The sequence below is a fragment of the Bartonella sp. PS17NMGDW genome (assembly GCF_042193555.1).
GTDB lineage: Bacteria > Pseudomonadota > Alphaproteobacteria > Rhizobiales > Rhizobiaceae > Bartonella > Bartonella grahamii.
In genome coordinates this window covers 1-23,220 of record NZ_JBHILY010000013.1, presented here as the reverse complement: position 1 = coordinate 23,220, position 23,220 = coordinate 1, and the positions used below count along the sequence as shown (strand labels likewise).

20 protein-coding genes, 1 tRNA gene and 2 pseudogenes are annotated in these 23,220 nt (G+C 39.0%); 10 read left to right on the top strand and 13 right to left on the bottom strand.

Features of this window, described 5'->3' with window-relative positions; genetic code table 11:
* Positions 1 to 131 precede the first annotated feature (131 nt).
* From ACFIJK_RS07640 to ACFIJK_RS07595, 10 genes and pseudogenes are all read left to right on the top strand, one after another.
* Positions 132 to 511, top strand: a pseudogene (locus ACFIJK_RS07640) (hypothetical protein).
* A 69-nt stretch (positions 512 to 580) separates the two neighbouring features.
* On the top strand, positions 581 to 1,324 hold the full coding sequence (locus ACFIJK_RS07635) for an antA/AntB antirepressor family protein (protein ID WP_375626999.1): 744 nt from the start codon (positions 581 to 583) through the stop codon (positions 1,322 to 1,324).
* Between the two features lie 12 nt (positions 1,325 to 1,336).
* Positions 1,337 to 1,810 carry a hypothetical protein gene (locus ACFIJK_RS07630; protein ID WP_375627389.1) on the top strand — a complete coding sequence of 158 codons (474 nt, stop codon included), beginning with the start codon at positions 1,337 to 1,339 and terminating at the stop codon, positions 1,808 to 1,810.
* Positions 1,807 to 2,268: a hypothetical protein gene (locus ACFIJK_RS07625; RefSeq protein WP_375627388.1), complete on the top strand. Its 462-nt coding sequence runs from the start codon at positions 1,807 to 1,809 to the stop codon at positions 2,266 to 2,268. The genes ACFIJK_RS07630 and ACFIJK_RS07625 overlap by 4 nt, the downstream gene beginning before the upstream one ends.
* 5 nt (positions 2,269 to 2,273) lie before the next feature.
* The gene (locus ACFIJK_RS07620) at positions 2,274 to 2,843 is read left to right on the top strand and encodes a hypothetical protein (RefSeq protein ID WP_375627387.1); all 570 of its coding nucleotides are present in this window, start codon (positions 2,274 to 2,276) and stop codon (positions 2,841 to 2,843) included.
* Positions 2,844 to 2,916: 73 nt separating this feature from the next.
* Positions 2,917 to 3,744 carry a recombinase RecT gene (locus ACFIJK_RS07615; protein WP_375627386.1) on the top strand — a complete coding sequence of 276 codons (828 nt, stop codon included), beginning with the start codon at positions 2,917 to 2,919 and terminating at the stop codon, positions 3,742 to 3,744.
* Position 3,745: 1 nt separating this feature from the next.
* A complete protein-coding gene (locus ACFIJK_RS07610; RefSeq protein ID WP_375627385.1) occupies positions 3,746 to 4,369 on the top strand; it encodes a lambda exonuclease family protein in 624 nt (207 codons plus the stop codon).
* Positions 4,370 to 4,438: 69 nt separating this feature from the next.
* Complete coding sequence (locus ACFIJK_RS07605) at positions 4,439 to 4,927, top strand: DUF488 family protein (protein WP_375627384.1); 489 nt, start codon at positions 4,439 to 4,441, stop codon at positions 4,925 to 4,927.
* 141 nt (positions 4,928 to 5,068) lie between these two features.
* The gene (locus tag ACFIJK_RS07600) at positions 5,069 to 5,287 is read left to right on the top strand and encodes a hypothetical protein (protein WP_012755083.1); all 219 of its coding nucleotides are present in this window, start codon (positions 5,069 to 5,071) and stop codon (positions 5,285 to 5,287) included.
* Positions 5,288 to 5,293: 6 nt separating this feature from the next.
* Positions 5,294 to 6,337, top strand: a complete 1,044-nt coding sequence (locus ACFIJK_RS07595) for a tyrosine-type recombinase/integrase (RefSeq protein ID WP_375627383.1) — start codon at positions 5,294 to 5,296, stop codon at positions 6,335 to 6,337.
* Between the two features lie 809 nt (positions 6,338 to 7,146).
* Here the strand turns inward: ACFIJK_RS07595 and ACFIJK_RS07590 are convergent.
* The 13 genes and pseudogenes from ACFIJK_RS07590 to ACFIJK_RS07530 all read right to left on the bottom strand — a co-directional run.
* The gene (locus ACFIJK_RS07590; protein WP_375627382.1) at positions 7,147 to 8,538 is read right to left on the bottom strand and encodes an L-serine ammonia-lyase; all 1,392 of its coding nucleotides are present in this window, start codon (positions 8,536 to 8,538) and stop codon (positions 7,147 to 7,149) included.
* Between the two features lie 345 nt (positions 8,539 to 8,883).
* Positions 8,884 to 9,573, bottom strand: coding sequence for a nitroreductase (locus tag ACFIJK_RS07585; protein ID WP_375626280.1), 690 nt, complete (start codon positions 9,571 to 9,573; stop codon positions 8,884 to 8,886).
* Between the two features lie 209 nt (positions 9,574 to 9,782).
* Positions 9,783 to 10,169, bottom strand: a complete 387-nt coding sequence (locus tag ACFIJK_RS07580) for a MerR family DNA-binding transcriptional regulator (protein WP_375627381.1) — start codon at positions 10,167 to 10,169, stop codon at positions 9,783 to 9,785.
* Positions 10,170 to 10,642: 473 nt separating this feature from the next.
* The gene (rpoC, locus tag ACFIJK_RS07575; protein ID WP_375626284.1) at positions 10,643 to 14,854 is read right to left on the bottom strand and encodes a DNA-directed RNA polymerase subunit beta'; all 4,212 of its coding nucleotides are present in this window, start codon (positions 14,852 to 14,854) and stop codon (positions 10,643 to 10,645) included.
* A 172-nt stretch (positions 14,855 to 15,026) separates the two neighbouring features.
* Positions 15,027 to 19,175: a DNA-directed RNA polymerase subunit beta gene (rpoB, locus tag ACFIJK_RS07570; protein WP_375626286.1), complete on the bottom strand. Its 4,149-nt coding sequence runs from the start codon at positions 19,173 to 19,175 to the stop codon at positions 15,027 to 15,029.
* A gap of 291 nt (positions 19,176 to 19,466) precedes the next feature.
* Positions 19,467 to 19,838, bottom strand: a complete 372-nt coding sequence (gene rplL / locus ACFIJK_RS07565) for a 50S ribosomal protein L7/L12 (protein WP_012755028.1) — start codon at positions 19,836 to 19,838, stop codon at positions 19,467 to 19,469.
* Positions 19,839 to 19,904: 66 nt separating this feature from the next.
* Positions 19,905 to 20,423, bottom strand: coding sequence for a 50S ribosomal protein L10 (gene rplJ / locus ACFIJK_RS07560; protein ID WP_375627380.1), 519 nt, complete (start codon positions 20,421 to 20,423; stop codon positions 19,905 to 19,907).
* A gap of 357 nt (positions 20,424 to 20,780) precedes the next feature.
* On the bottom strand, positions 20,781 to 21,485 hold the full coding sequence (gene rplA / locus ACFIJK_RS07555; RefSeq protein ID WP_375626290.1) for a 50S ribosomal protein L1: 705 nt from the start codon (positions 21,483 to 21,485) through the stop codon (positions 20,781 to 20,783).
* Positions 21,486 to 21,489: 4 nt separating this feature from the next.
* Positions 21,490 to 21,918 carry a 50S ribosomal protein L11 gene (gene rplK, locus ACFIJK_RS07550; RefSeq protein ID WP_375626292.1) on the bottom strand — a complete coding sequence of 143 codons (429 nt, stop codon included), beginning with the start codon at positions 21,916 to 21,918 and terminating at the stop codon, positions 21,490 to 21,492.
* Positions 21,919 to 22,067: 149 nt separating this feature from the next.
* Positions 22,068 to 22,598 carry a transcription termination/antitermination protein NusG gene (nusG, locus tag ACFIJK_RS07545; protein WP_012755024.1) on the bottom strand — a complete coding sequence of 177 codons (531 nt, stop codon included), beginning with the start codon at positions 22,596 to 22,598 and terminating at the stop codon, positions 22,068 to 22,070.
* A 20-nt stretch (positions 22,599 to 22,618) separates the two neighbouring features.
* Positions 22,619 to 22,831 (bottom strand): preprotein translocase subunit SecE, encoded by a 213-nt coding sequence (secE, locus tag ACFIJK_RS07540; protein WP_012755023.1) that lies wholly within the window; start codon positions 22,829 to 22,831, stop codon positions 22,619 to 22,621.
* A gap of 201 nt (positions 22,832 to 23,032) precedes the next feature.
* Positions 23,033 to 23,108, bottom strand: a tRNA-Trp gene (locus tag ACFIJK_RS07535).
* Between the two features lie 47 nt (positions 23,109 to 23,155).
* Positions 23,156 to 23,220, bottom strand: a pseudogene (locus ACFIJK_RS07530) (elongation factor Tu); the annotation flags it as partial.

Sequence of the window (23,220 nt, the reverse complement as noted above, 5' to 3'; positions counted from 1 at the left end):
ATTTTTTAAAAAAACATACCTAACATAAATATGCACTTTTTACATTTTTATGTTGACAATTGCACTTTTTACATATATTCACTCCATATCTTAGAAAATAACTTTTGCCAATAGGCAGTATGGAGGCATTTGTGAATAAACCAGTGTTTATAAATTCTGATGAAATTCTCTTAGTGATGTGCGAAAATGAAGAGCAAAATCTCGCTAAATCTGGTCCTTTCTTAGAAGAAAGTGACATGATCAAATTTATCGACCAAGCCGATAATGCTGTCCAAATTTTGCGTATTGAACCAACGACTAATCGTTGCGAAGATATCTCTGAAGATATTGCCGAATTCTATCTTAAAGAATGTGAAGAGCAGTGTTTCAACGGAAACATTCCTCACGATTTTATTCTACACAGCACAGCATACGGTTTTTTTTAGATGATATAAAACAGCGCGAATATGATGATGCAATGTATGGTTCTTACGAAAAACAACACCGTTTGCGTCCTTGTGATGTGCTTTAAAAGCTAAAGGCGTTTTTAAAAGACGCCACCTTCTCTTATCAATATTGGTAATTCAAAGAGATTATAAAAATGGATAATCCTATCACTATTACAAATAACACCATTAACGAAGAAAGCGTTCAAACAGTCAACGCACGTGATTTGCATAGTTTTTTAGAAGTAGGTAAAAAATTTGCGGACTGGATTACTGAACGTATCAACAAATATAATTTGGTAGAAAATCAAGACTTTGTTTGCTTCCCTATTTTGGGAAGCAAAGGAAGGGGTGGTCACAATCGTAAAGACTATCATCTAACTCTAAGCGTAGCCAAAGAGCTTTCTATGCTTGAAAACAATAAGAAAGGTAAACAAGCCCGTCAATATTTTATTGAATGCGAGCGGCGTGCAAAGCAAGTTCTTACACCACAAATCGATTACTCAAGTCCACAAGTAATGTTAGGTGTATTAACTCATCTAAAAAATGAAAATGAGCGTAAAGACATCATCATTGAAGATTTAAAACCAAAAGCAATGGCTCTTGAAAGCTTACAACGCTCTGATGGGCTCTTCGGTCTTACTGAAGCCGCTAAAGTGCTCGAAATGCAACCAAAACAATTCATTCTCTTCCTACAGAAAAAAGGATGGGTGTATCGACGCACTTTCGGGGATCGCTTATTGCCTTATCAGGATAAAATCCAAAAAGGACTAATGGATTGTCCCACCATTACACTTCAAACCGCAAGTGGAATAGAAAAAGTCATTCCTTGCGCAAAAATCACAGCAAAAGGAATTGGTATGTTGTCTCAAGAGATTAAAAAACAAAACATGCATTAAGGGAAATAAACCATGGAAAAAAAATACGAATTTACTGATGAAACAATCGAAGTTGGGGGCAAAACTCTCCACCGCATTCGCGCATTACGAGACTTTGGAAACGTCGAGAAAGGTGATTTAGGAGGCTATATCGAGAAAGAAGACAACCTATCGCATCGTGGTAATTGCTGGATTGGGGATTATGCAAAAGTCTATGGTTATGCCAAGGTTTTTGGTGATGCCTTGGTTTACGAAAATGCACAAGTTTACGGTTATGCATATATTTGCGGTGAACCGCACGTTTTTGATAATGCAGAAGTTTATGGCAATGCACAAGTTTACGAAAAGGCATACATTTATGATAGGGCGCGTGTTTACGGCAATGCAGAAGTTTCCGGTGATGCGCATGTTTACGGTCATGCAAAAATTTACGGTGAAGCATGTGTATGTTGGGACGACTGGATTGATGGCGATAAAAGAATCTCAACTGGAGAAAAGACCAGATGAAAAAATACGAATTTACTGATGAAAAAACTGTGTTTGATGGAAGAACTCTTCACCGAATTAGAGCATTAAGAGACTTTGGATATGTCAAAAAAGGTGACCTAGGCGGTTTTATAGAAAAAGAGAGCAACTTAAGCCATAAGAGAGACTGTTGGATTTTTGGCAATGCACAAGTTTACGGTAATGCCAAAGTTTATGATGATGCGCGGGTTTATGGGAATGCACGCGTTTATGGCAATGCACAAGTTTCTGATTATGCCGAAGTTGGTGGTGCTTCTGTTGGAGATAATGCCAAGGTTTTTGACTATGCGCGGATTTATGGGAATTCTGTTATAAGGGAAAGTGTACACGTTTACGGAAATGCTAAAATTTACAATCAAGCATATATTTGCTGTCGTGTAAACATTGCTGGAAATTGTAAAATTAGTGGCTCCACCATAATCGAAGAACGTGAGAAATAGTAATCATGGAAAAGAAATACGAACTGACTGATGAAATAAAAGAATTTTATGATGCAAGAACCGATAAAAGTAAAAAACTTTATCGCATACGTGCATTAAGAGATTTTAGAAATATTAAAAAAGGTTACTTAGGTGGCTATATACAAAAAGAAGACAACCTATCGCATGAAGGCGATTGTTGGGTTTGGCATAAAGCTATGGTTTGTGGTGACGCTAAGATTTTCGGCAATGCACAAGTATTTGAACGCGCAGAAATTACAGGCAGGGCGCGTGTTTATGAAAATGCAAAAGTTTGCGGTGAAGCATATGTTGAATATGATGCGCAAATTTACGGCAATGCACAAATTTATGGTGAGGCTCGAGTTTTGGGCCATGTTTATGGCAATGCCCGTGTCTATGGAGATGCTTATATAAGTGATAAAGCACACATTTCCGGAAATATGAAAATTCTAGATGGAGTATATATTTTAGATAATGTAAATATTTCTGGTAATCTTGAAATTCGTGGACGCAATTCAATCATCTACGAAAGTGACTATTCAGCAAGCGATATAAGCTACATAAGCCGTTTCTAACAACCAAACAACATTTTTAAACACAAGCGTGATTCACGCCACGGGGGAATTGCGCGCAATGTAGGAAATCAAGATGACAAATTCCACTTTTTTAACAGAAATGGCAAGAAAATATGGATTTTCTGCTGAAGAATTTCGAGAAACAATCATAAAAACTTGTATTGGATATAAAAATGCTAGTGTCATCACTGATGCAGAATTTGCCGTTTTTCTTTTTGTTGCCAATACTTATGGACTTAACCCTTTAACAAAAGAAATCTATGCACTCCCTAAAAAAGGCGGCGGCATCATACCCGTTGTTTCTATCGACGGTTGGATAAAGATCATCAAATCAAATCCTGACTTTGATGGCATGACCTTTCAAGATCAACTCGATAAGGATGGGAAGCTCATTGCTATCAAATGTGCTATTCGTCTCAAAGGAATTAAAGACCCTATCGAAGTCATCGAATATCGCAAAGAATGCGAACAAGAAAAAAGTGAAGCATGGCAAAAATATCCAGCACGTATGTTGCGTCATAAAGCCACTATACAATGTGCTCGCTATGCTTTCGGGCTTTCCGGTATTTATGAAGAAGATGAAGCAAAACGTATCAATGAAGCAAACCATAACGTACAAACGAAGTTAGTTTCTTATGACGTGCTTACGCAAATCAAACAATTAATAAACATCACTCAAACAGAAGAAGAAAAAGTGCTTGAGTATGGACGAGTCCAAAAGCTTGAAGATCTTCCTGATGAAAGAGCACAAAGGATTTTGGATGTTTTGCAAAAGAGACAGCATGAAAAAGAACAATCTTTCCTACAACAAAAGCAAATAGAGGCGCCTATACAAGATGCCGAATATATTCACGTCCAAGATATCGAATATGTACCACAAGAACAAAGAACGGCGGTGTGATATGGAACAAAGAACAGCAGAATGGTTTCAAGCGCGCTTGGGTAAAGTCACCGCATCAAACATTTACAGCGTACTCAGTAAAACTACAAAAGGATTGCCTACGAGCAAATATGAAGACTACAAAATCAAACTCATAACAGAGCGCTTAACAGGCGAAACAAGCCCCTATTATGAAACTGAAGATATGAGATGGGGTATCGAACATGAAGATAATGCCTTGAGAGAATATGGCTTCATTTATGATGCCGATATAACAAAATGCGGCTTTATCCAACACCCCACAATAGAAATGGCGGGGGCTAGCCCCGATGGTCTCATTGGAGAAGACGGTTTAATCGAAGTTAAATGCCCGAGATCAGTAACACATATGCGCTTTTGTATAGGTGACGAAATCAAACCAGAATATCACGCACAAATGCAATTCCAAATGGCTTGTACAGAACGAAAATGGTGTGATTTCGTAAGCTATGACCCACGTTTTACGGGGGAATTCTTTCACTTACGCATGAAAGTCAAGCGTATTCTCCGTGATGATCAACAAATTGAACAGATCAATCAAGCTGTTGAAACCTTTTTAGCAGAGATAGAACGAGAGATAAAACAACTCTCAACAAAAGCTGCTTAACCTTATGGGGGTGTTTTGTTCCCCGCATATCTACGAGCCCCCCCACCCTTTCACATAAGGAAATTAAACGTGTGTAACATCAAACATATTATCATACAGCCTGCTAAAGATGAGGAATTTTGTTTTTTTACCATTGGCTATGAAGGTAGGTCCCTTGAGAATTATCTTAAGAGTCTCATAGAAAACAATATCAAAACTTTATGTGATGTTCGTAAAAATCCAATAAGTAGAAAACACGGATTTTCGAAAAGACAATTAGAGAAAGCTGTAAGCAATATTGATATTGAATATATGCATATGCCTGAACTTGGAATTGCTTCTGAAAAACGAAGAAATCTGAAAACACAAAAAGATTATGACCGCCTTTTTGAAGATTATCAAAATACAACTCTCAAGAATAATTCTTGTGCAATAAACAAATTATATCAAATGTTTTTAAACAAAAAGCGCGTTGCAATCACCTGTTTTGAAGCCAATGTATGCATGTGCCATAGAGGACAACTCGCATTAGCTCTTACTCAATTGCCTGATTGGAAATATGAAATTAAGCACATCTAAAAAATAAACTTACAGATTTTTTACATATGGAGGTGTTTCTCTTCACAAATGCCTCCTAGCACCCCCACCCTTCCTAACACTTTCAAGTAATGCGTGATTCACGCCACACGTGAATTGCATCTCAATGTAAGGAGAAAAGATATGGCGCCTCGTCCAGCTGCTATAACGCAACCAGCCATTGCACGCGCTTTAAGAGAAGCTAAAAAACAAGGTTGTGAACTCGTAGAAATCAAACCTACCGGTGAACTGCTTATCTATCTTAAATCCGATATTCCAATACCAAATTCAGTTAACCACCCAGACAAACTTTTAGATTTGTCAAAGAATGAATATTACGAAACCGCACTCTCTAAGATGTAAAATACCATGCCTAAACCACGTCCTCCTCATCTCGTTAAACAAATTACTCAACATGGCAAAATTGTATGGTATGTACGTATTGGTCATGGCAAACGCATTAGAATACGCGGTACCTATGGAACGCAAGAGTTTGTTGACAACTACAAAAGCGCACTTGCCGAGTTACAAGGACTTATACTTCCTAAATCAAAAACCGGTAAACTTGTTGAAGGTTCATTTGCATGGCTGCTTAAACAATACTTTAACAGCTCTAATTGGCATAGCTACTCTAATACTACAAAGAAACAAAAAGAATACATTCTTATGAAGATATGCGACTCCATAGGAAATATTCCATACCAAGCAATTGAAAAGAAACATATCATAGCCGGTGTTGAACGGCGCAAAGAAACACCAGCAATGGCTAGAAACTTTCTGAAAGCCCTTAATGGACTTTTTAATTGGGCGATTGATCAAGGTCTTTTGGAAAATAATCCAGCTTTAGGAATAAAAAGCCCCCCCCTCAAAAACAAAGAGGGATTTCCTGTTTGGACAGAAGAAGATGTTGAGAAATATTATCAAAGATGGTCCCATGGTACCCATGAACGCGTTTGGATTGATGTCCTTTTGTATACGGGCTTGCGTCGTGGTGATGCGGTACGCATTGGCTGGAAAGATGTCAAAGATAATATTATTCATCTCAAAACAGAGAAAAGTAAATTCCAAACAGATGTTTTTCTTCCCATTTTACCGGAATTAGCTAAAACGCTTGAAACTGGTCCTATTGGAGAAGAAACATTTATCTGTAGTAAAGTGAATCAAAAATTCACCAAAGAAAGCTTTGGGAATGGATTTAGAGACGCTTGTAATGCGGCTGGAATTAAAAAATCGGCGCATGGATTAAGAAAATTAGCAGCAACACGCGCAGCTAACTCTGGTGCAACAGTATCACAACTCAAAGCAATTTTTGGCTGGACAAATGATGCTATGGCATCTCTTTACACAAAGAGCGCAGACCGTAAAAGGTTAGCTATAGAGGCGATAAAAAAGCTTCAAAAAGATGAGGGATAGAGGCAAAAAAACTCAATAGAATCAAGATTCACCTATTCCCCCATATTAGACATAACTATTTTATTTTACTTGCTTTTTATATACCATTCACGGACACCACCGTGAAATGAGTTTGGGAGCGTTGAGAGATATTTTTTTAAAACAAACTCATGAATGAGTAACACGATAATGTTCTATCGCATGCATTCTATTCTCATGAGAATTTTGATAAATATTTTTAATGTATACGTTATTATTTATTTTAGTTTTTTTGACGGTACAGAATTTATAAATAAAAAAGATATTCCCAATATATCTCTTAATTATTGTAAATTAGCATTTCTTTTTAAGGTATTTTTTACCATACTAGGTGCCCAAAAATCTTTACTTCCAAAAAATTAAAATCTTTAAAATTCTCTCTCCTCATCATAATTATTCAGATTTAAAACAAATTTTCCTTGGATACTCAGGCATAATCTTCCATTACTTAAAAGATATGGCTATGGAAACTTTAAAAAGCCATAAAACCCAGCTAAAAAATAATGGCAGATTGATCACTAATTTTACTTTACGCTTTTTTACTTTTTCTAAATTAGGCTTTTTCCCATTTTAGATACAAATCAGATAGATACTAACAATACTCTCCCTCCAAGCCTTCATGCCGAAGCTATTATTCGTTAAGAAAACACTGAATCATCTCGAATTTATTTCAAGCTGCTGCTGCATTAAAGTGGAATTTTGATTTATAAGTAACAAAAAGCACAAGCTTTATCAGGAAATACGATCCCCCTCCAAAAAGTCCAGTTATGGATTGAAAGATGCTCCAGCTCCTAACAAGATATTGTATTAACTGCAAGACCACCTTTACTTGTCTCTTTATAGCGTTCACTCATATCATGACCAGTCTGGCGCATTGTTTCTATACAAGCATCAAGAGAAACAAAATGATCTCCATTACCATATAACGCAAGAGAAGAAGCCGTTACCGCCTTAACAGCTCCCATTGCATTACGCTCAATACAAGGAACTTGTACAAGACCTGCAACAGGATCACATGTCATTCCCAAATGATGTTCAAGCGCAATTTCTGCCGCATTTTCAATTTGAGCTGGCGTTCCACCTAACGCTGCGGTCAACCCTGCTGCGGCCATTGAAGATGCCGTTCCAACTTCACCTTGACACCCAACTTCTGCACCAGAAATAGAGGCATTATGTTTGATAACACCGCCTATAGCTGCTGCCGTTAATAGAAAATTATGTATTCCCTCTCGATCTGAATCATCATTAAATTGAAGATAATAACGCAAAACTGCTGGGACAACACCAGCTGCCCCATTTGTTGGAGCTGTAACAACACGACCACCTGCTGCATTTTCCTCATTGACTGCTATGGCATATACCGAAAGCCAATCATTTGCCCAAAGTGGATAATTGCGATTTTTCTTTTGATTTTCCAGAAGCGCTTCATGCAGCTTTTTAGCACGCCTTAGAACACGCAATCCACCAGGCAACTCACCTTCTTGTGAAAGACCTCTATCAATGCAATTTGTCATCGCTGAAAAAATTTCATCAAGCCCTGTATCAAGAGAAGAACGCTCTATCTTTGTTTCTTCATTTAAGCGCTTCATTTCAGCAATTGAAAGTCCTGATTTTTCTGCCATTGATAACATTGTACAAGCAGAATCAAATGGATATGGCACCTCAAATGCTTCTGGTTGTATATTATCATTCATATGGCTTAATTCATCCTCAGTCACAACAAAGCCACCACCGATAGAATAATAAATCTGCCGCAACAGAACATTCCCATCAGTATTAAGTCCTTCAAAGGCCAGTCCATTTGTATGTCCAGGGAGGATTTGCTTTCGTTCAAAAATAAGATCACGCTGCACATCAAACTGATAAGCGGGATGGCCTTCTGGTTGCACTTTTTTTTCATGTATAACTTTTGCTAACAACCCCCCCATGCTATCAGGATCAACAGTAGAAGCTTTTTCTCCTAAAAGTCCTAATATGATAGCCCTATCTGTTGCATGACCAATACCCGTGAAAGCTAAAGAACCATAAAGATAAACACGTATACGAGAAACTTGAATATCAGACGACTGAGAAAAATCTCCTATCTTTTGCAAAAACATATTAGCAGCTGTCATCGGCCCCATCGTATGTGAGCTGGAAGGACCAATCCCAATTTTAAAAAGTTCAAAAACAGATAGAAACACGTATCACCTCAAAACTATAGTACAGCTTGAGCATATATGCTTTTTCATAACGTTTGTCCCGTTTAAAATCAAATTGCGAGATAAACTAAAAAAATGACAGCAATAAACACGAATGTCGCTCGTCTTGCTACCACCCAGCACTTTCTCTCTATAGTGTTTTCCATTAAGCCAACCTTCAAAAAACGGACAATGCCCCTAGAGTCACCGCTCTTAATGTTTCAAACTTAGTAAAATAAGTGTTAATACGCAATATTAAAATTCAATAAGGATGCGAAATTCTTATCGGAAATATTTTTCATAATGCACCAAGTTCTTCAAAACGTATGCTTAATTATATAAAATATTTTATGGGTATGTTTCAATGAAACGTACAAAGTTTTCTAACGATTCTCGTTCTGTCTCAAAATTGTTTTCTGGAGCGCTCATATCGCGATAACCAAGTGCCATACCACAGATAATATGGCGATCAGAAGGAATAGATAAAAGCGTACGAATCTGTTTATGATAATCAGCAAAAGCAGCTTGAGGGCAGGTATCTAATCCAAATCCACGTGCAGCTAACATAATGGTCTGCATAAACATACCCAAATCAAGCCAACTCCCCATTTCCATGTCGTGATCCATTGTAAATAAGAGTCCTACAGGTGCATCAAAAAATAAAAAATTTCGCGCCTTTTGATGAAGTATTTTTTCTTCATCACCTTTTTGAATTCCAAGACTCTGATAAAGATCCAAACCAACTTTTCGACGTCTTGAAATATAAGGCTCACGCCACTGATGTGGATAATAACTATATTCACGCTCTCCTTTTACACCTGAAAGCACAAGTTGTGAAAGCTCTTGCCCTACTTTCTGTAATACACTTCCTGTAAGCACAATCACTTGCCATGGCTGAATATTTGTTCCAGATGGTGCACGTGCTGCAAGTTTTAAGATTTCTTTGATTGTTTCCAAACTAACTGGCTGATCAGTAAAAGCGCGAATTGACTTTCGTGACAAAATAGATTGAAAAACACTCATAGGAGAAACTGCCATTGTTTTTACTTTCTTTATGAAAAATAATTTTTTTGCTTATCAAGGACAATATACTGCGAAAATACCTTCGCAGCTTTTTTCGAACACTCTATTTCTTTAAATAACTCACACATTTCACGTAGTGTTAAAGATTCCCCTTAGAGATAGTATAACCTATCTCTTTTAATAGAAAGAAAATTGTCTAAAAGCAGATGAAATAAATTTTATAATCAATGATTAACCCCCAACTCCGCTAAGCTCTCAAAAAAACTCTCCTCAATTTGTTCCAAATCCTGTAGAAGATCATCAATATCATGCTGCATCTGCTTTAAATCAGCTCGTTTTTTATGAATTCCTGCAATTAACTTCTTAAGCTTTTTCTCATCATCAGGTGGTTTTTCAACCATTGTCAACATATCAGATATTTCAGACAACGAAAATTTAACTCTTTTAGCACGCAGTATTTGTTTTAACTTATGACGATCCGTTTGTGTATAAAGCCGTGTATTTCCACGCCGAAAAGGAATAAGAAGCCCCTCTTCTTCATAATAACGCAAAGTCCGAGCTGTTATTGAAAACTCACGTGTTAATTTTCCAATTGAATAATATTCGTACATTTTTTCATTCTGTCTTCATAGATCACATTGTGATAAGAAATATGTCTATTTTTTATAATACTTAGTGAGTAACGTAATCTCTACTCTCCTACATTCTAATTTAGAAGAAGATACATTCTTGTCATACAAGTATTGTATAGTAGAGGATCAATTATTTTTTAGATTACAGAAAAGACTATCGATCTTTCATTATAAGTCCTTTAAAATCTTTATAGAAGATATCAATCAACAATTTTCCTAAAATTCAAAATCAATCATTATTTTATTTGTAGATAATCAACTATTTTCCTTGAACATGGCTTTTGAGTTTCAAATAATTACAAAACAATAAGCTAGTAAAGATGTTAAAAATAACTATCGCCTTATAATTTTTGATATTTTTTAGGAAAAGATGCAACTTCTGCATTTCGAGATAAAAAAACGTCTGAATATAAAGTTCAGACGTTTTTTTATTATGTGATGTTATATTTAAATTATTCAGCAACGGCGCCGGTTGTCATATTTGTCAACATAGCCTTAGCCACTTCGTTATTACTAGACTTACGCTGCTCATCTACAATCAAATCATCACGAACGGCAGCAATACGACGGATTTGAGAAATCGTACCACCCGTACCTGCTGGAATAAGACGACCGACAATAACGTTCTCTTTAAGTCCTTGCAAAGTATCAATTTTACCAGAAACTGCTGCTTCAGTAAGAACACGTGTTGTTTCCTGAAACGATGCCGCCGAAATGAAAGAAGGCGTTTGAAGAGAAGCTTTTGTAATTCCAAGAAGAATGGGATTACCAGATGCAGGTTTCTTCCCTTCTGCAATCAAATTATCATTGATTTCATCAAGTTCAATACGATCAACATTATCACCTGAAATATAACCAGAATCTCCAGATTCAGTAATTTCAACTTTTTGCAACATTTGACGAACAATCACTTCAATGTGCTTGTCATTAATAAGAACTCCCTGCAAACGATAAACCTCCTGAATCTCATTAACAAGATAAGATGCCAAAGCTTCAACCCCCTTAATCGCCAATATATCATGAGGTGCTGGATTACCATCAAGGATATAATCTCCCTTTTCAATTTGATCACCTTCTTGGAAGTGAAACAACTTACCTTTTGGAATCAAATATTCTACTGCCTCAAGAGTTTCATCATTTGGTTCAATAATGATACGACGTTTATTCTTATAACCACGGCCGAATCGAATCGTGCCACTTACTTCAGCAATAATCGCATGATCCTTTGGACGACGCGCTTCAAAAAGCTCAGCCACACGTGGTAAACCACCCGTAATATCTTTCGTCTTGGCACTTTCCATCGGCAAACGAGCAATAACATCACCAGCCTTAACATGAGCACCAAGCTCAACAGAAAGAATAGTTTCCACTGACATCATATAACGGGCTTCACCTCCCTTATACAATTTAGCAATGGATTCACCTTCTTTATCTGCGTGGATAATAATGGCTGGTTTAAGATCCGCACCACGTGGATTAGCGCGCCAATCAATCACCAAACGCTTCGTAATACCCGTAGATTCATCAGCTGTTTCAGTGACAGATAAACCATCAATCATATCTTCAAAACCCACATAGCCTTCAACTTCCGTTAAAATTGGACGTGTGTAAGGATCCCATTCTGCTATACGTTGGCCACGTTTAACCACATCACCATCATCAACAAAAATATGGGCACCATAGCTAACACGGTGTACAACGCGCTCTTTTCCTAACTCATCCTTGATAAGGATAGCCATATTACGCCCCATAACAACCAAATGGCCTTCAGAGTTACGAACCACATTACGATTACGAATCTCCACCTTACCTTCATAAGATGCCTCTAAATACGATGAATCAACAACCTGCGCAGTCCCTCCTAAGTGGAAAGTACGCATAGTAAGCTGTGTTCCCGGCTCACCAATGGATTGAGCAGCAATAACACCAACGGCTTCTCCCTGATTAACAGGTGTTCCACGCGCCAAATCACGACCATAGCATTTTGCACAAACACCAAGACGTGTTTCACATGTTAAAGCAGAACGAATTTGAACAGATTGAATTCCAGCTTCTTCAATCTTCGCGACATCAGCTTCCTCAATCATCGCTCCACCTTCAAGGATAACCTCTCCAGAGACAGGATGTAGAATATCAACAAGCGCTGTACGACCAAGAATCCTTTGCCCAAGTGAGGCAACAATTTGTCCTGCATCAACAATTGGCTGCATGGTAAGCCCTTTTGCGGTACCACAATCAACTGCCGAAATAATAGCATCCTGTGCAACATCAACAAGACGCCGTGTTAAATAACCAGAGTTCGCCGTCTTTAACGCAGTATCAGCAAGTCCTTTACGTGCACCATGCGTGGAATTGAAGTATTCATTAACAGTTAGACCTTCTTTAAAATTTGAAATAATGGGGGTTTCAATAATTTCACCCGATGGTTTTGCCATTAATCCACGCATACCAGCCAATTGTCTCATCTGGTTAGCAGAACCACGTGCTCCAGAATGCGACATCATATAGATCGAATTCATCGGCCGTTGACGACCTGTTTTAGGATCAAAATCGACGGCTTGAATACGTTTCATCATTTCATCTGCAACGCGATCTGTACATTTACCCCAAGCATCTACAACCTTATTGTATTTTTCACCTTGTGTAATCAAACCATCATTATATTGCTGTTCGTACTCCTTAGCCAAAGCTTCTGTCTCTGCAACTAAACGCGACTTACTATCAGGAATAACCATATCATCCTTACCGAATGAAATTCCTGCACGACAAGCATAAGAAAAGCCAAGCTGCATAATACGGTCACAAAAAATAACCGTCTCTTTTTGTCCACAGTGCCGATAAACATGATCAATCATTTTAGAAATGTTCTTTTTCGTCATTTCTTGATTGACAATATCAAATGAGATATCCGAATTCCTTGGCAAAAGCTCACCGATAATCAAACGACCAGGTGTTGTATCATAAAGTTTAGAAACTTCTTTTCCATCCTTCCCCATATTCTTAACACGGCCTTTAATCTTCGTATGAAGCGTTACAACCTTATTTTCCAAGGCATAATGAAGCTCACCTATGTCAGAAAAAGCCATTCCTTCACCTGGTTCTTTTTCAGAAACAATTGAAAGATAATAAAGACCAAGAACCATATCCTGTGAGGGAACAATAATTGGGGCACCATTGGCCGGATGAAGAATATTATTGGTAGACATCATCAAAACACGGGCTTCAAGCTGTGCTTCAAGAGAAAGCGGAACGTGAACCGCCATCTGATCTCCATCAAAATCCGCATTAAAAGCAGTACACACCAGTGGATGAAGTTGAATAGCTTTGCCTTCAATTAAAATAGGTTCAAAAGCCTGAATCCCCAAACGGTGCAATGTTGGCGCACGGTTGAGTAAAACAGGGTGTTCACGAATAACCTCATCCAAGATATCCCAAACTTCCGGATGTTCTTTTTCAACAAGCTTCTTTGCCTGCTTTACCGTTGATGAATAGCCTTTTGCATCAAGCCGCGCATAAATAAAAGGCTTAAACAATTCAAGAGCCATTTTTTTCGGAAGACCGCATTGATGCAATTTTAATTCAGGTCCCGTCACGATAACAGAACGCCCTGAGTAATCAACACGCTTCCCAAGTAAGTTCTGACGAAAACGTCCTTGCTTGCCCTTCAACATATCTGATAGAGACTTGAGAGGACGTTTATTGGCTCCAGTAATCACACGCCCACGCCGTCCATTATCAAACAATGCATCAACAGCTTCTTGTACCATACGCTTTTCATTGCGCACGATAATTCCAGGAGCACGCAATTCAATCAGCCGTTTCAAGCGGTTATTACGATTAATAACACGCCGATAAAGATCATTCAGATCTGATGTCGCAAAACGCCCACCATCAAGCGGAACCAATGGACGCAAATCCGGTGGAATAACCGGAATTGTTTTCATAATCATCCACTCTGGCTTATTTCCAGATTCAAGAAAATTTTCAACGATTTTAAGCCGTTTAATCAGTTTTTTCTGCTTTAACTCTGAAGTTGTTTCAGCTAATTCGAGACGCAAATCATTGGCGATTTTATTTAACTCCATACCAGCTAAAAGCTCGTAAATAGCTTCAGCGCCAATCATAGCTGTAAACTGATCTTCTCCAAACTCATCAATAGCAAGCATATATTCTTCTTCAGAAAGAAGCTGATGGAGCTTAAGAGATGTCAACCCTGGTTCGGTTACAATATAATTCTCAAAATAAAGAACCCGCTCAATATCTTTTAAAGTTAAATCTAAAAGTGTAGAAATACGACCTGGTAATGATTTAAGAAACCATATATGCGCAACAGGTGCCGCAAGTTCAATATGCCCCATACGCTCACGACGCACGCGCGAAAGAGTAACCTCTACACCGCATTTTTCACAAATAATGCCCTTATACTTCATGCGTTTATATTTGCCACATAGACATTCATAGTCTTTAATAGGGCCAAATATACGTGCACAAAAAAGACCATCACGCTCTGGTTTAAAAGTCCTATAATTAATAGTCTCAGGCTTCTTAATCTCACCATAAGACCAGGACAAAATTTTCTCAGGACTCGCAATAGAAATACGAATAGAGTCAAATGTCTGCGCTGGCGCTTGAGGATTGAAAAGATTCATGACCTCGTGGTTCATGCTGTTCTCCTTCAAAGATTCTTAGAACCTGTTGTAATATCTCATTTATTTTATAACAGATCTTCTTTAAAATACATTTACTTTTAAAAATGACCTGTATAACCTTAATAAGGTTATTGAGCCTCTTAAAGTAATCAGAGCGCAGCCTTTTTCTACTGCGCTCTTTGAATTATTATTCTGCTGTATCAGACAATGCCCGCTGTGCAATAAATTCACGCGCATCATCAAGCTCCACATTAAGAGCAAGTGAGCGCATTTCTTTTACCAACACATTAAAGCTTTCGGGTATACCCGCCTCAAATGTATCATCACCACGCACAATTGCCTCATAGACTTTCGTTCGACCGGCCACGTCATCAGATTTTACTGTTAGCATCTCCTGCAAAGTGTATGCAGCACCATAAGCTTCAAGTGCCCAAACCTCCATTTCACCAAAACGCTGACCACCAAACTGTGCCTTACCTCCTAATGGCTGCTGCGTAACAAGTGAATAGGGACCAATAGAACGTGCATGAATCTTATCATCAACAAGGTGATGCAATTTCAACATGTAAATATATCCTACCGTTACTCGACGATCAAAAGGTTCTCCAGTACGACCATCATAAAGCGTAACTTGCCCTGAACTATCTAAGCCTGCGTCCTCCAGCATCATGTTAATATCAGACTCATGTGCTCCATCAAAAACAGGCGTTGCAATTGAAACCCCTTTCTTCATCTGTAATGCCAATTTGTAAAGGCTTTCATTATCATACTGACGGACTGGTTCATTTTGATTATCATCAGGCATAAGATTTTCAATACGCTGACGCAACGGCAATATATCCCCAGTCTCTTGATACAATTCTAACAAATCACCAATCTTCTTGCCCATCCCCGCACATGCCCAACCAAGATGCGTCTCAAGAATTTGTCCAACATTCATACGACTAGGCACACCAAGTGGATTCAAAACGATATCAGCATGGGTCCCATCTTCAAGAAATGGCATATCTTCTACGGGAAGAATACGTGAAACAACACCCTTATTCCCGTGACGTCCCGCCATCTTATCACCTGGTTGGATTTTCCGCTTCACAGCCACAAAAACCTTCACCATTTTCATGACACCAGGAGGCATTTCATCACCTCTTTGGACCTTTTCAACTTTATCCATAAAGCGACGTTGTAATGCTTCTTTTGATTCATCATATTGCTTGCGCAAAGTTTCAATTTCATTTTGAAGCTTCTCATCCTCAACAGCAAATTGCCACCACTGGGATCGTGGATAATGCCCCATTACTGTACTATCAAGCTTTTTACTGCCCGAAAAGCCTTTCGGACCTTCTACAGCAACTTTACCTGTCAACATATCGGTAAGGCGCGCATAAACATTGCGATCAAGAATAGACTGTTCATCATCACGGTCTTTTGCTAAACGCTCAATTTCTTCACGCTCAATTGCCATCGCACGTTCATCTTTTTCCACGCCATGGCGATTAAAAACGCGAACTTCAACAACAGTACCAAAAGTTCCAGGAGGCATACGCATAGAAGTATCACGAACATCGGATGCCTTTTCCCCAAAAATTGCACGCAGAAGCTTTTCTTCTGGCGTCATGGGACTTTCACCTTTTGGGGTAATCTTTCCAACTAAAATATCACCTGGTTGAACTTCAGCACCAATATAAATTATGCCAGCTTCATCAAGATTTCTTAACGCTTCTTCCGCAACATTAGGAATGTCGCGCGTAATTTCCTCAGGCCCAAGTTTTGTATCGCGTGCTGCAACTTCAAATTCCTCAATATGAATTGAAGTAAAAACATCATCAGCAACAATGCGCTCGGATAACAAAATAGAATCTTCATAATTGTATCCATTCCAAGGCATAAAGGCTACGAGAACATTCCGACCAAGAGCTAAATCACCAAGATCCGTGGATGGACCATCTGCAATGATATCACCTTTCTCTATCCTATCACCGACATGTACAAGAGGACGCTGATTAATACAAGTGGACTGATTAGAACGCTGAAATTTCTGTAGGCGGTAAATATCAACCCCTGATTTTGAAGGATCTAAATCTTCTGTTGCACGGATAACAATACGGGTAGCATCGACTTGATCAACAACACCACTACGTTTTGCACTCACAGCAGCTCCTGAATCGCGTGCAACAATGGCCTCCATTCCTGTCCCAACAAATGGCGCTTCGGCGCGGACAAGAGGAACTGCCTGACGCTGCATGTTCGATCCCATAAGCGCACGATTCGCATCATCATTTTCCAAAAAAGGAATAAGCGCTGCTGCAACTGAAACCAATTGTTTTGGTGAAACATCCATCAAATCAACATGATCACGCGGCGCCATTAAAACTTCACCAGCATGACGGCAAACAACAAACTCTTCTGTAAAACGACCTTCACTATCTAATGAAGAATTAGCTTGAGCAACATAATGCTTTGCTTCTTCCATCGCTGAAAGATAAATAACTTCTTTTGTGACTTTTCCATCAACAATTTTTCGATATGGGCTTTCAATAAAGCCATATTTGTTAACTCGCGCAAATGTTGCTAAGGAGTTAATGAGACCAATATTGGGGCCTTCTGGTGTTTCAATCGGACAAATACGACCATAATGCGTAGGATGTACGTCACGAACTTCAAAACCCGCCCGTTCACGAGTCAAACCACCTGGACCAAGAGCAGAAAGACGGCGCTTATGGGTAATCTCCGACAATGGATTAGTTTGATCCATAAACTGCGACAATTGTGAAGACCCAAAAAACTCACGAACTGCAGCAGCAGCAGGCTTTGCATTGATCAAATCCTGTGGCATAACTGTATCAATTTCAACCGATGACATGCGCTCTTTTATCGCACGCTCCATACGAAGAAGACCAATGCGATATTGATTTTCCATCAATTCTCCAACGGAACGAACGCGACGGTTGCCAAGATTATCAATATCATCAATTTCGCCACGACCATCACGCAATTCAACCAACATCTTAACAACAGCAAGAATATCCTCTTGGCGTAAAATGCGAACTGTGTCTGGACAATCAAGATCCATACGCAAATTCATCTTAACACGCCCAACGGCTGAAAGATCATAACGCTCTGGATCAAAAAACAATGAATGGAACATTGCTTCTGCTGTATCGATTGTTGGGGGCTCACCTGGACGCATCACTCGGTAAATATCAAATAACGCATCCTGTCGACTTTCATTTTTATCCACCTTTAAAGTATTGCGGATATAAGCGCCAATATTCATATGATCAATATCAAGGATATTGATTTGATCAGCACTAACATCAAGCAAAATTTTTAATACTTTTTCGTCAATTTCATCACCAGCTTCAAGGTAAATTTCACCTGTTTCGTAATTGACGATATCTTCGGCTAGATAACAACCTAATAAATCATCTTCACTAACTTTAACCGCTTTAAGTCCTTTTTCTGCCAAAGACTTCGCAGTACGAACTGTTAATTTTTTACCAGCCTCCGCGACGACTTCACCACTATCTGCATCTATAAGGTCAGAAATGAGCTTCATTCCTTTAAAGCGATCAACAGAATAAGGAACTCGCCATCCTTCTCCATCACGCTCATAAGTCACTTTATCATAAAACGTCGATAAAATATCCGACGCATCCATACCTAGTGCCATCAAAAGACTAGTAACAGGAATCTTGCGCCGCCGATCAATACGCGCATAAATAATGTCCTTAGCATCAAACTCAATATCAAGCCAAGAACCACGATACGGAATAACACGAGCAGCAAAAAGAAGCTTTCCTGATGAATGGGACTTTCCTTTATCATGGTCAAAAAAGACACCAGGAGAACGATGCATCTGCGAAACAATAACACGTTCCGTACCATTAACAATAAAGGTACCATTCGTCGTCATTAAAGGCATATCGCCCATATAAACGCCTTGCTCTTTAATGTCTTTGATATCTTTGGAGCCGGTATCCTCATCAACATCAAAAACAATCAAACGTAATATGACCTTTAATGGGGCAGCATAAGTTAAATCACGTTGACGGCACTCTTCAACATCAAATTTCGGTAAATCAAATTCATAACCAACAAACTCAAGCATAGCTGTACCGGAAAAATCTGAAATAGGAAAAACCGATTTAAAAACAGCTTGCAAACCTTCATCTGGTCGTCCACCTTTCGGTTCCTCAACCATGAGAAACTGATCGTATGACGCTTTTTGAACCTCAATAAGATTCGGCATTTCTGCTACTTCAGGAATCTTACCAAAAAATTTACGTACGCGCTTACGACCATTGAATTGAGACATCATTGCGTGAGTCTGAGCCATCGTCGCTCCTTGATCTTTACTCTTCAAGGTAGACCAACCTTGAAAGCCTTATATCATTAACCTGCATATGCAGACCAGTTCACTTGACACTCAACAATGAGCATCATTAACTTTCCCCACCAACATAAGCCATTTTTATCTCTTGACTCTATGATGAAGGGATGGGTAGTGCAAACCTATCCCATTACTGTTACAAAACCGTTGGGAAAAGGTTTTTTACTCATTATTTTCCCTCTTTGTATTGAGAGAAAGAAAATCGGCGAACATAAATGCCCGCCGATAAAATTAAATTTACTTAAGTTCCACTTTAGCACCAGCAGCTTCAAGTTGAGATTTAATTTTTTCTGCTTCTTCTTTAGAAGCACCCTCTTTAATAGGCTTAGGTGCCCCTTCAACCAGATCTTTAGCTTCTTTAAGACCAAGTCCAGTAAGAGCACGAACTTCCTTAATAACATTAATTTTTTGCGCACCACCTTCAACAAGAATAACATCAAATTCTGTTTTTTCTTCAGCAGCTGGAGCAGCAGCACCAGCAACAGCAGCGACAGCTACAGGAGCAGCAGCCGAAACTCCCCACTTTTCTTCAAGTAACTTAGAAAGCTCAGCGGCTTCCAAAAGGGTTAGATTAGAAAGGTCTTCTACGATCTTCTCTAGATCAGCCATTTTTAAATTCCTTCAATTAAAAGATTTGAACCATTATTAAATTTTATCCAAAAAAACAGAACAGCCTTAAGCCGCCTTATCCTCCTGAGCATATGCGCTAATGACACGTGCAACCTGACTAGCTGGGGCATTAACAACCTGTGCAATACGGGTCGCAGGGGTAGAAATCATACCCACAAGTTTTGCACGCAACTCGTTTAATGAAGGCAATGAAGCCAATGACTTCACAGCATCTACAGTTAAACTTGTTGCCCCCATTGAACCGCCAAGGATGACAAATTTGTCATTGCTTTTCGCAAAATCAACAGCAACTTTCGGTGCTGTGATCGGATCTTCTGAATAAGCAATAAGTGTCTGTCCAGTAAACAAACCCACTATCGATTCAGATTCCGTGCCCTGAAGAGCGATTTTAGCAAGACGGTTTTTGGCGACTTTAACGGCACCGCCAGCTTCACCCATTTTCGAACGTAGATCATTCATCTGTGAAACTGTCAGACCGGAATAATGTGCAACAACAACAGAACCAGACTTCCGAAAAGCCTCGTTAAGCCATGTAACAAATTCGCGTTTTTCCGCTCTATTCACTGTCTCTCTCCATTTAACAGATTTGCTTAAAACAAACCTATTGGTTACCTTTGATAACATAAAATACTTCATGTCACCGATGAGGATCCTGTCCCCTTTTTCACGCACAGCGTTCAAAGGCAACCTTGGCTCAAACCCTTTAAGTCTTTTAACTCTCAGTTTTTACCCCAGTCTCATGCAGGTTTTTTTGATTAAGATACTTAAAAGCATCACCTACAATCTCGGACAGGATATTCCGGAATTTCTCCCGGCATAACCTAAGCTCTATAAAGCTTAGATAGCTAAATGCTGATCAAAACCAGCATTTTAAATACAATTTTGATATTCACATACCCAAAAACAAAATTATAAATCAGCTTATACTAACTCTGAACGAACTGTTGCTGGATCAACTTTAATACCAATTCCCATAGTCGAAGAAACAGCAACGCGCTTAATATACTCACCTTTTGCACCTTGCGGTTTGGCTTTAATAACTGCACTTGCAAAGGCCTTTATATTTTCTACAATTTTTTCAACACCAAAAGAAGCCTTACCAATACCAGCATGCACAATACCAGCTTTTTCCACACGAAACTCAACAGCACCACCTTTAGAAGCTTTGACAGCACCGACAACATCAAGTGTTACAGTACCAACTTTCGGATTCGGCATCAAACTCCGCGGACCAAGAATCTTACCAAGACGACCAACAAGAGGCATCATGTCTGGTGTTGCAATACAACGATCGAAGTCTATAGTCCCTCCATTAATGCTTTCAAACAAATCTTCAGCCCCTACAATATCAGCTCCTGCCGCCTTAGCTTCCTCAGCCTTATCCCCACGAGCAAAAACGGCAACACGAATATTTCTCCCTGTTCCATTAGGCAAATGAGCAACTCCTCGAACCATTTGATCAGCATGACGAGGATCAACACCCAAGTTCATTGAAATTTCGATTGTTTCATCAAACTTAGCAACTGCACGCTCCTTAACCATTGAAACGGCATCTTTCAAAGCGTAAAGTTCATTAAAATCAATATCTTTTCGGATATTTTTTATTCTTTTTGCTACTTTTGCCATAATATTACCCCACCACTTCCAAGCCCATCGAGCGAGCAGAACCTTCAACCATACGCATTGCTGCCTCAATGTCATTCGCATTAAGATCTTGCATCTTTGATTCCGCAATCGAACGAATTTTATCACGAGAAATGCTTCCTACAGACACTTTACCAGGCTCTTTTGAACCAGATTTCAGGTTTGCCTCCTTCTTTAAAAAGAATGATACAGGAGGCGTCTTGAGAGAAAATGTGAAAGACTTATCTTGGTAATACGTAATAACCACTGGAATCGGTGCTCCCTTTTCCATTTCTTGTGTAGCTGCATTAAACGCCTTACAAAATTCCATGATATTAATACCGCGCTGCCCAAGAGCTGGACCAATCGGTGGAGATGGAGTAGCAGCTCCTGCAGGAACCTGCAACTTAAGCTGACCTATACTTTTTTTTGCCATAACAATCTGCCTTTAATTTCACTGGTATACTGACAATTTATCTTGCCCGCTACCCGCTGCAGTCACGTGGTTCGGATCATTAAGCCGACAAAAGCCATAAATCACCTCCCACTCCTTCCTTAAAGTAATTCAAACTACTCTAAGTTTAATCAGAGTTTTTCAACCTGACCAAATTCCAAATCAACAGGCGTAGGACGCCCAAAAATAAGCACTTCAACCTTAAGACGAGAGCGCTCTTCTTCAACCTCTTGAACAATTCCATTAAACGAAACAAAAGGACCATCAGCAACGCGAACTTGCTCTCCAACCTCAAACAATACAGAAGACTTTGGAGACTCAACCCTTTCTTGAACTTGTTTGAGAATTTGCTCAACCTCTCGATCAGAAATGGGAACAGGACGCGCATCCGACCCTAAAAAACCTGTCACTTTAGGCGTATTCTTAATAAGATGATAAACTTCATCTGTTAACTCAGCACGAACAAGAACATAACCAGGAAAAAATTTTCGCTCAGCATCAACTTTTCGCCCACGACGAACCTCTACAACACGCTCTGTTGGAACAAAAATCTTTTCAAAAAGATGATCAAGTCCTTTTTGCTTTGCCTCCTTATCAATAGCTTCCGCTACTTTCTTTTCAAAATTTGAATATGCCTGAACAATATACCAACGAGCTGCCACAGTCACACTTCCTTACATTCTCAACTAAAAAGATATTTCAGAAGATCAATAACCCGCCAAACACCAAAATGCATAACCTGATCCACAATAAAAAAGAAAGCTGAAGCCAACGCAGTTACCAACAAAACCATAACAGTAGAAATAACCGTCTCACGACGTGTAGGCCATTTCACTTTAATTGTTTCTGCATAAACCTGCTTCAAAAAGGTAATCGGATTGGTTTTAGATGCCATCGTCACACTATACTCTCTCTAGCCCTATTGTGTTTTATAAAAAAATAAACAGAAAAAAATGCAAAAGCCAACTTTCGACTTATGCAATTTCCTTACTTCCTATTCAATACCGTTTCATACACAAAAAAACAAGCCCTATATCAAAAAAAGCGAAAAAGGCAGCAAAACCCACTCCCTTATATGAAAAATTCTATTCCCCTTTGGCAGGGGCAGCAGGACTTGAACCCGCGACCTGCGGTTTTGGAGACCGCCGCTCTACCAACTGAGCTATACCCCTAACTCTCAAAACTAAAACACTTTTAACATCCCTTTAACAAGCATTATTTATTCAATGATCTTAGAGACGATACCGGCACCAACAGTACGACCACCTTCACGAATAGCAAAAC

Bases quoted from the DNA above. Each gene is read 5' to 3' on its own strand.
- ACFIJK_RS07615 (WP_375627386.1), top strand. From the start codon at position 2,917: ATGACAAATTCCACTTTTTTAACAGAAATGGCAAGAAAATATGGATTT.
- ACFIJK_RS07595 (WP_375627383.1), top strand. From the start codon at position 5,294: ATGCCTAAACCACGTCCTCCTCATCTCGTTAAACAAATTACTCAACAT.
- ACFIJK_RS07630 (WP_375627389.1), top strand. From the start codon at position 1,337: ATGGAAAAAAAATACGAATTTACTGATGAAACAATCGAAGTTGGGGGC.
- ACFIJK_RS07620 (WP_375627387.1), top strand. From the start codon at position 2,274: ATGGAAAAGAAATACGAACTGACTGATGAAATAAAAGAATTTTATGAT.
- rplK (WP_375626292.1), bottom strand. From the start codon at position 21,918: ATGGCAAAAAAAAGTATAGGTCAGCTTAAGTTGCAGGTTCCTGCAGGA.
- rplL (WP_012755028.1), bottom strand. From the start codon at position 19,838: ATGGCTGATCTAGAGAAGATCGTAGAAGACCTTTCTAATCTAACCCTT.
- ACFIJK_RS07580 (WP_375627381.1), bottom strand. From the start codon at position 10,169: ATGTACGAATATTATTCAATTGGAAAATTAACACGTGAGTTTTCAATA.
- ACFIJK_RS07600 (WP_012755083.1), top strand. From the start codon at position 5,069: ATGGCGCCTCGTCCAGCTGCTATAACGCAACCAGCCATTGCACGCGCT.
- rpoB (WP_375626286.1), bottom strand. From the start codon at position 19,175: ATGGCTCAGACTCACGCAATGATGTCTCAATTCAATGGTCGTAAGCGC.
- rpoC (WP_375626284.1), bottom strand. From the start codon at position 14,854: ATGAACCACGAGGTCATGAATCTTTTCAATCCTCAAGCGCCAGCGCAG.
- ACFIJK_RS07635 (WP_375626999.1), top strand. From the start codon at position 581: ATGGATAATCCTATCACTATTACAAATAACACCATTAACGAAGAAAGC.
- ACFIJK_RS07610 (WP_375627385.1), top strand. From the start codon at position 3,746: ATGGAACAAAGAACAGCAGAATGGTTTCAAGCGCGCTTGGGTAAAGTC.
- secE (WP_012755023.1), bottom strand. From the start codon at position 22,831: ATGGCATCTAAAACCAATCCGATTACCTTTTTGAAGCAGGTTTATGCA.
- ACFIJK_RS07585 (WP_375626280.1), bottom strand. From the start codon at position 9,573: ATGGCAGTTTCTCCTATGAGTGTTTTTCAATCTATTTTGTCACGAAAG.
- rplA (WP_375626290.1), bottom strand. From the start codon at position 21,485: ATGGCAAAAGTAGCAAAAAGAATAAAAAATATCCGAAAAGATATTGAT.
- ACFIJK_RS07625 (WP_375627388.1), top strand. From the start codon at position 1,807: ATGAAAAAATACGAATTTACTGATGAAAAAACTGTGTTTGATGGAAGA.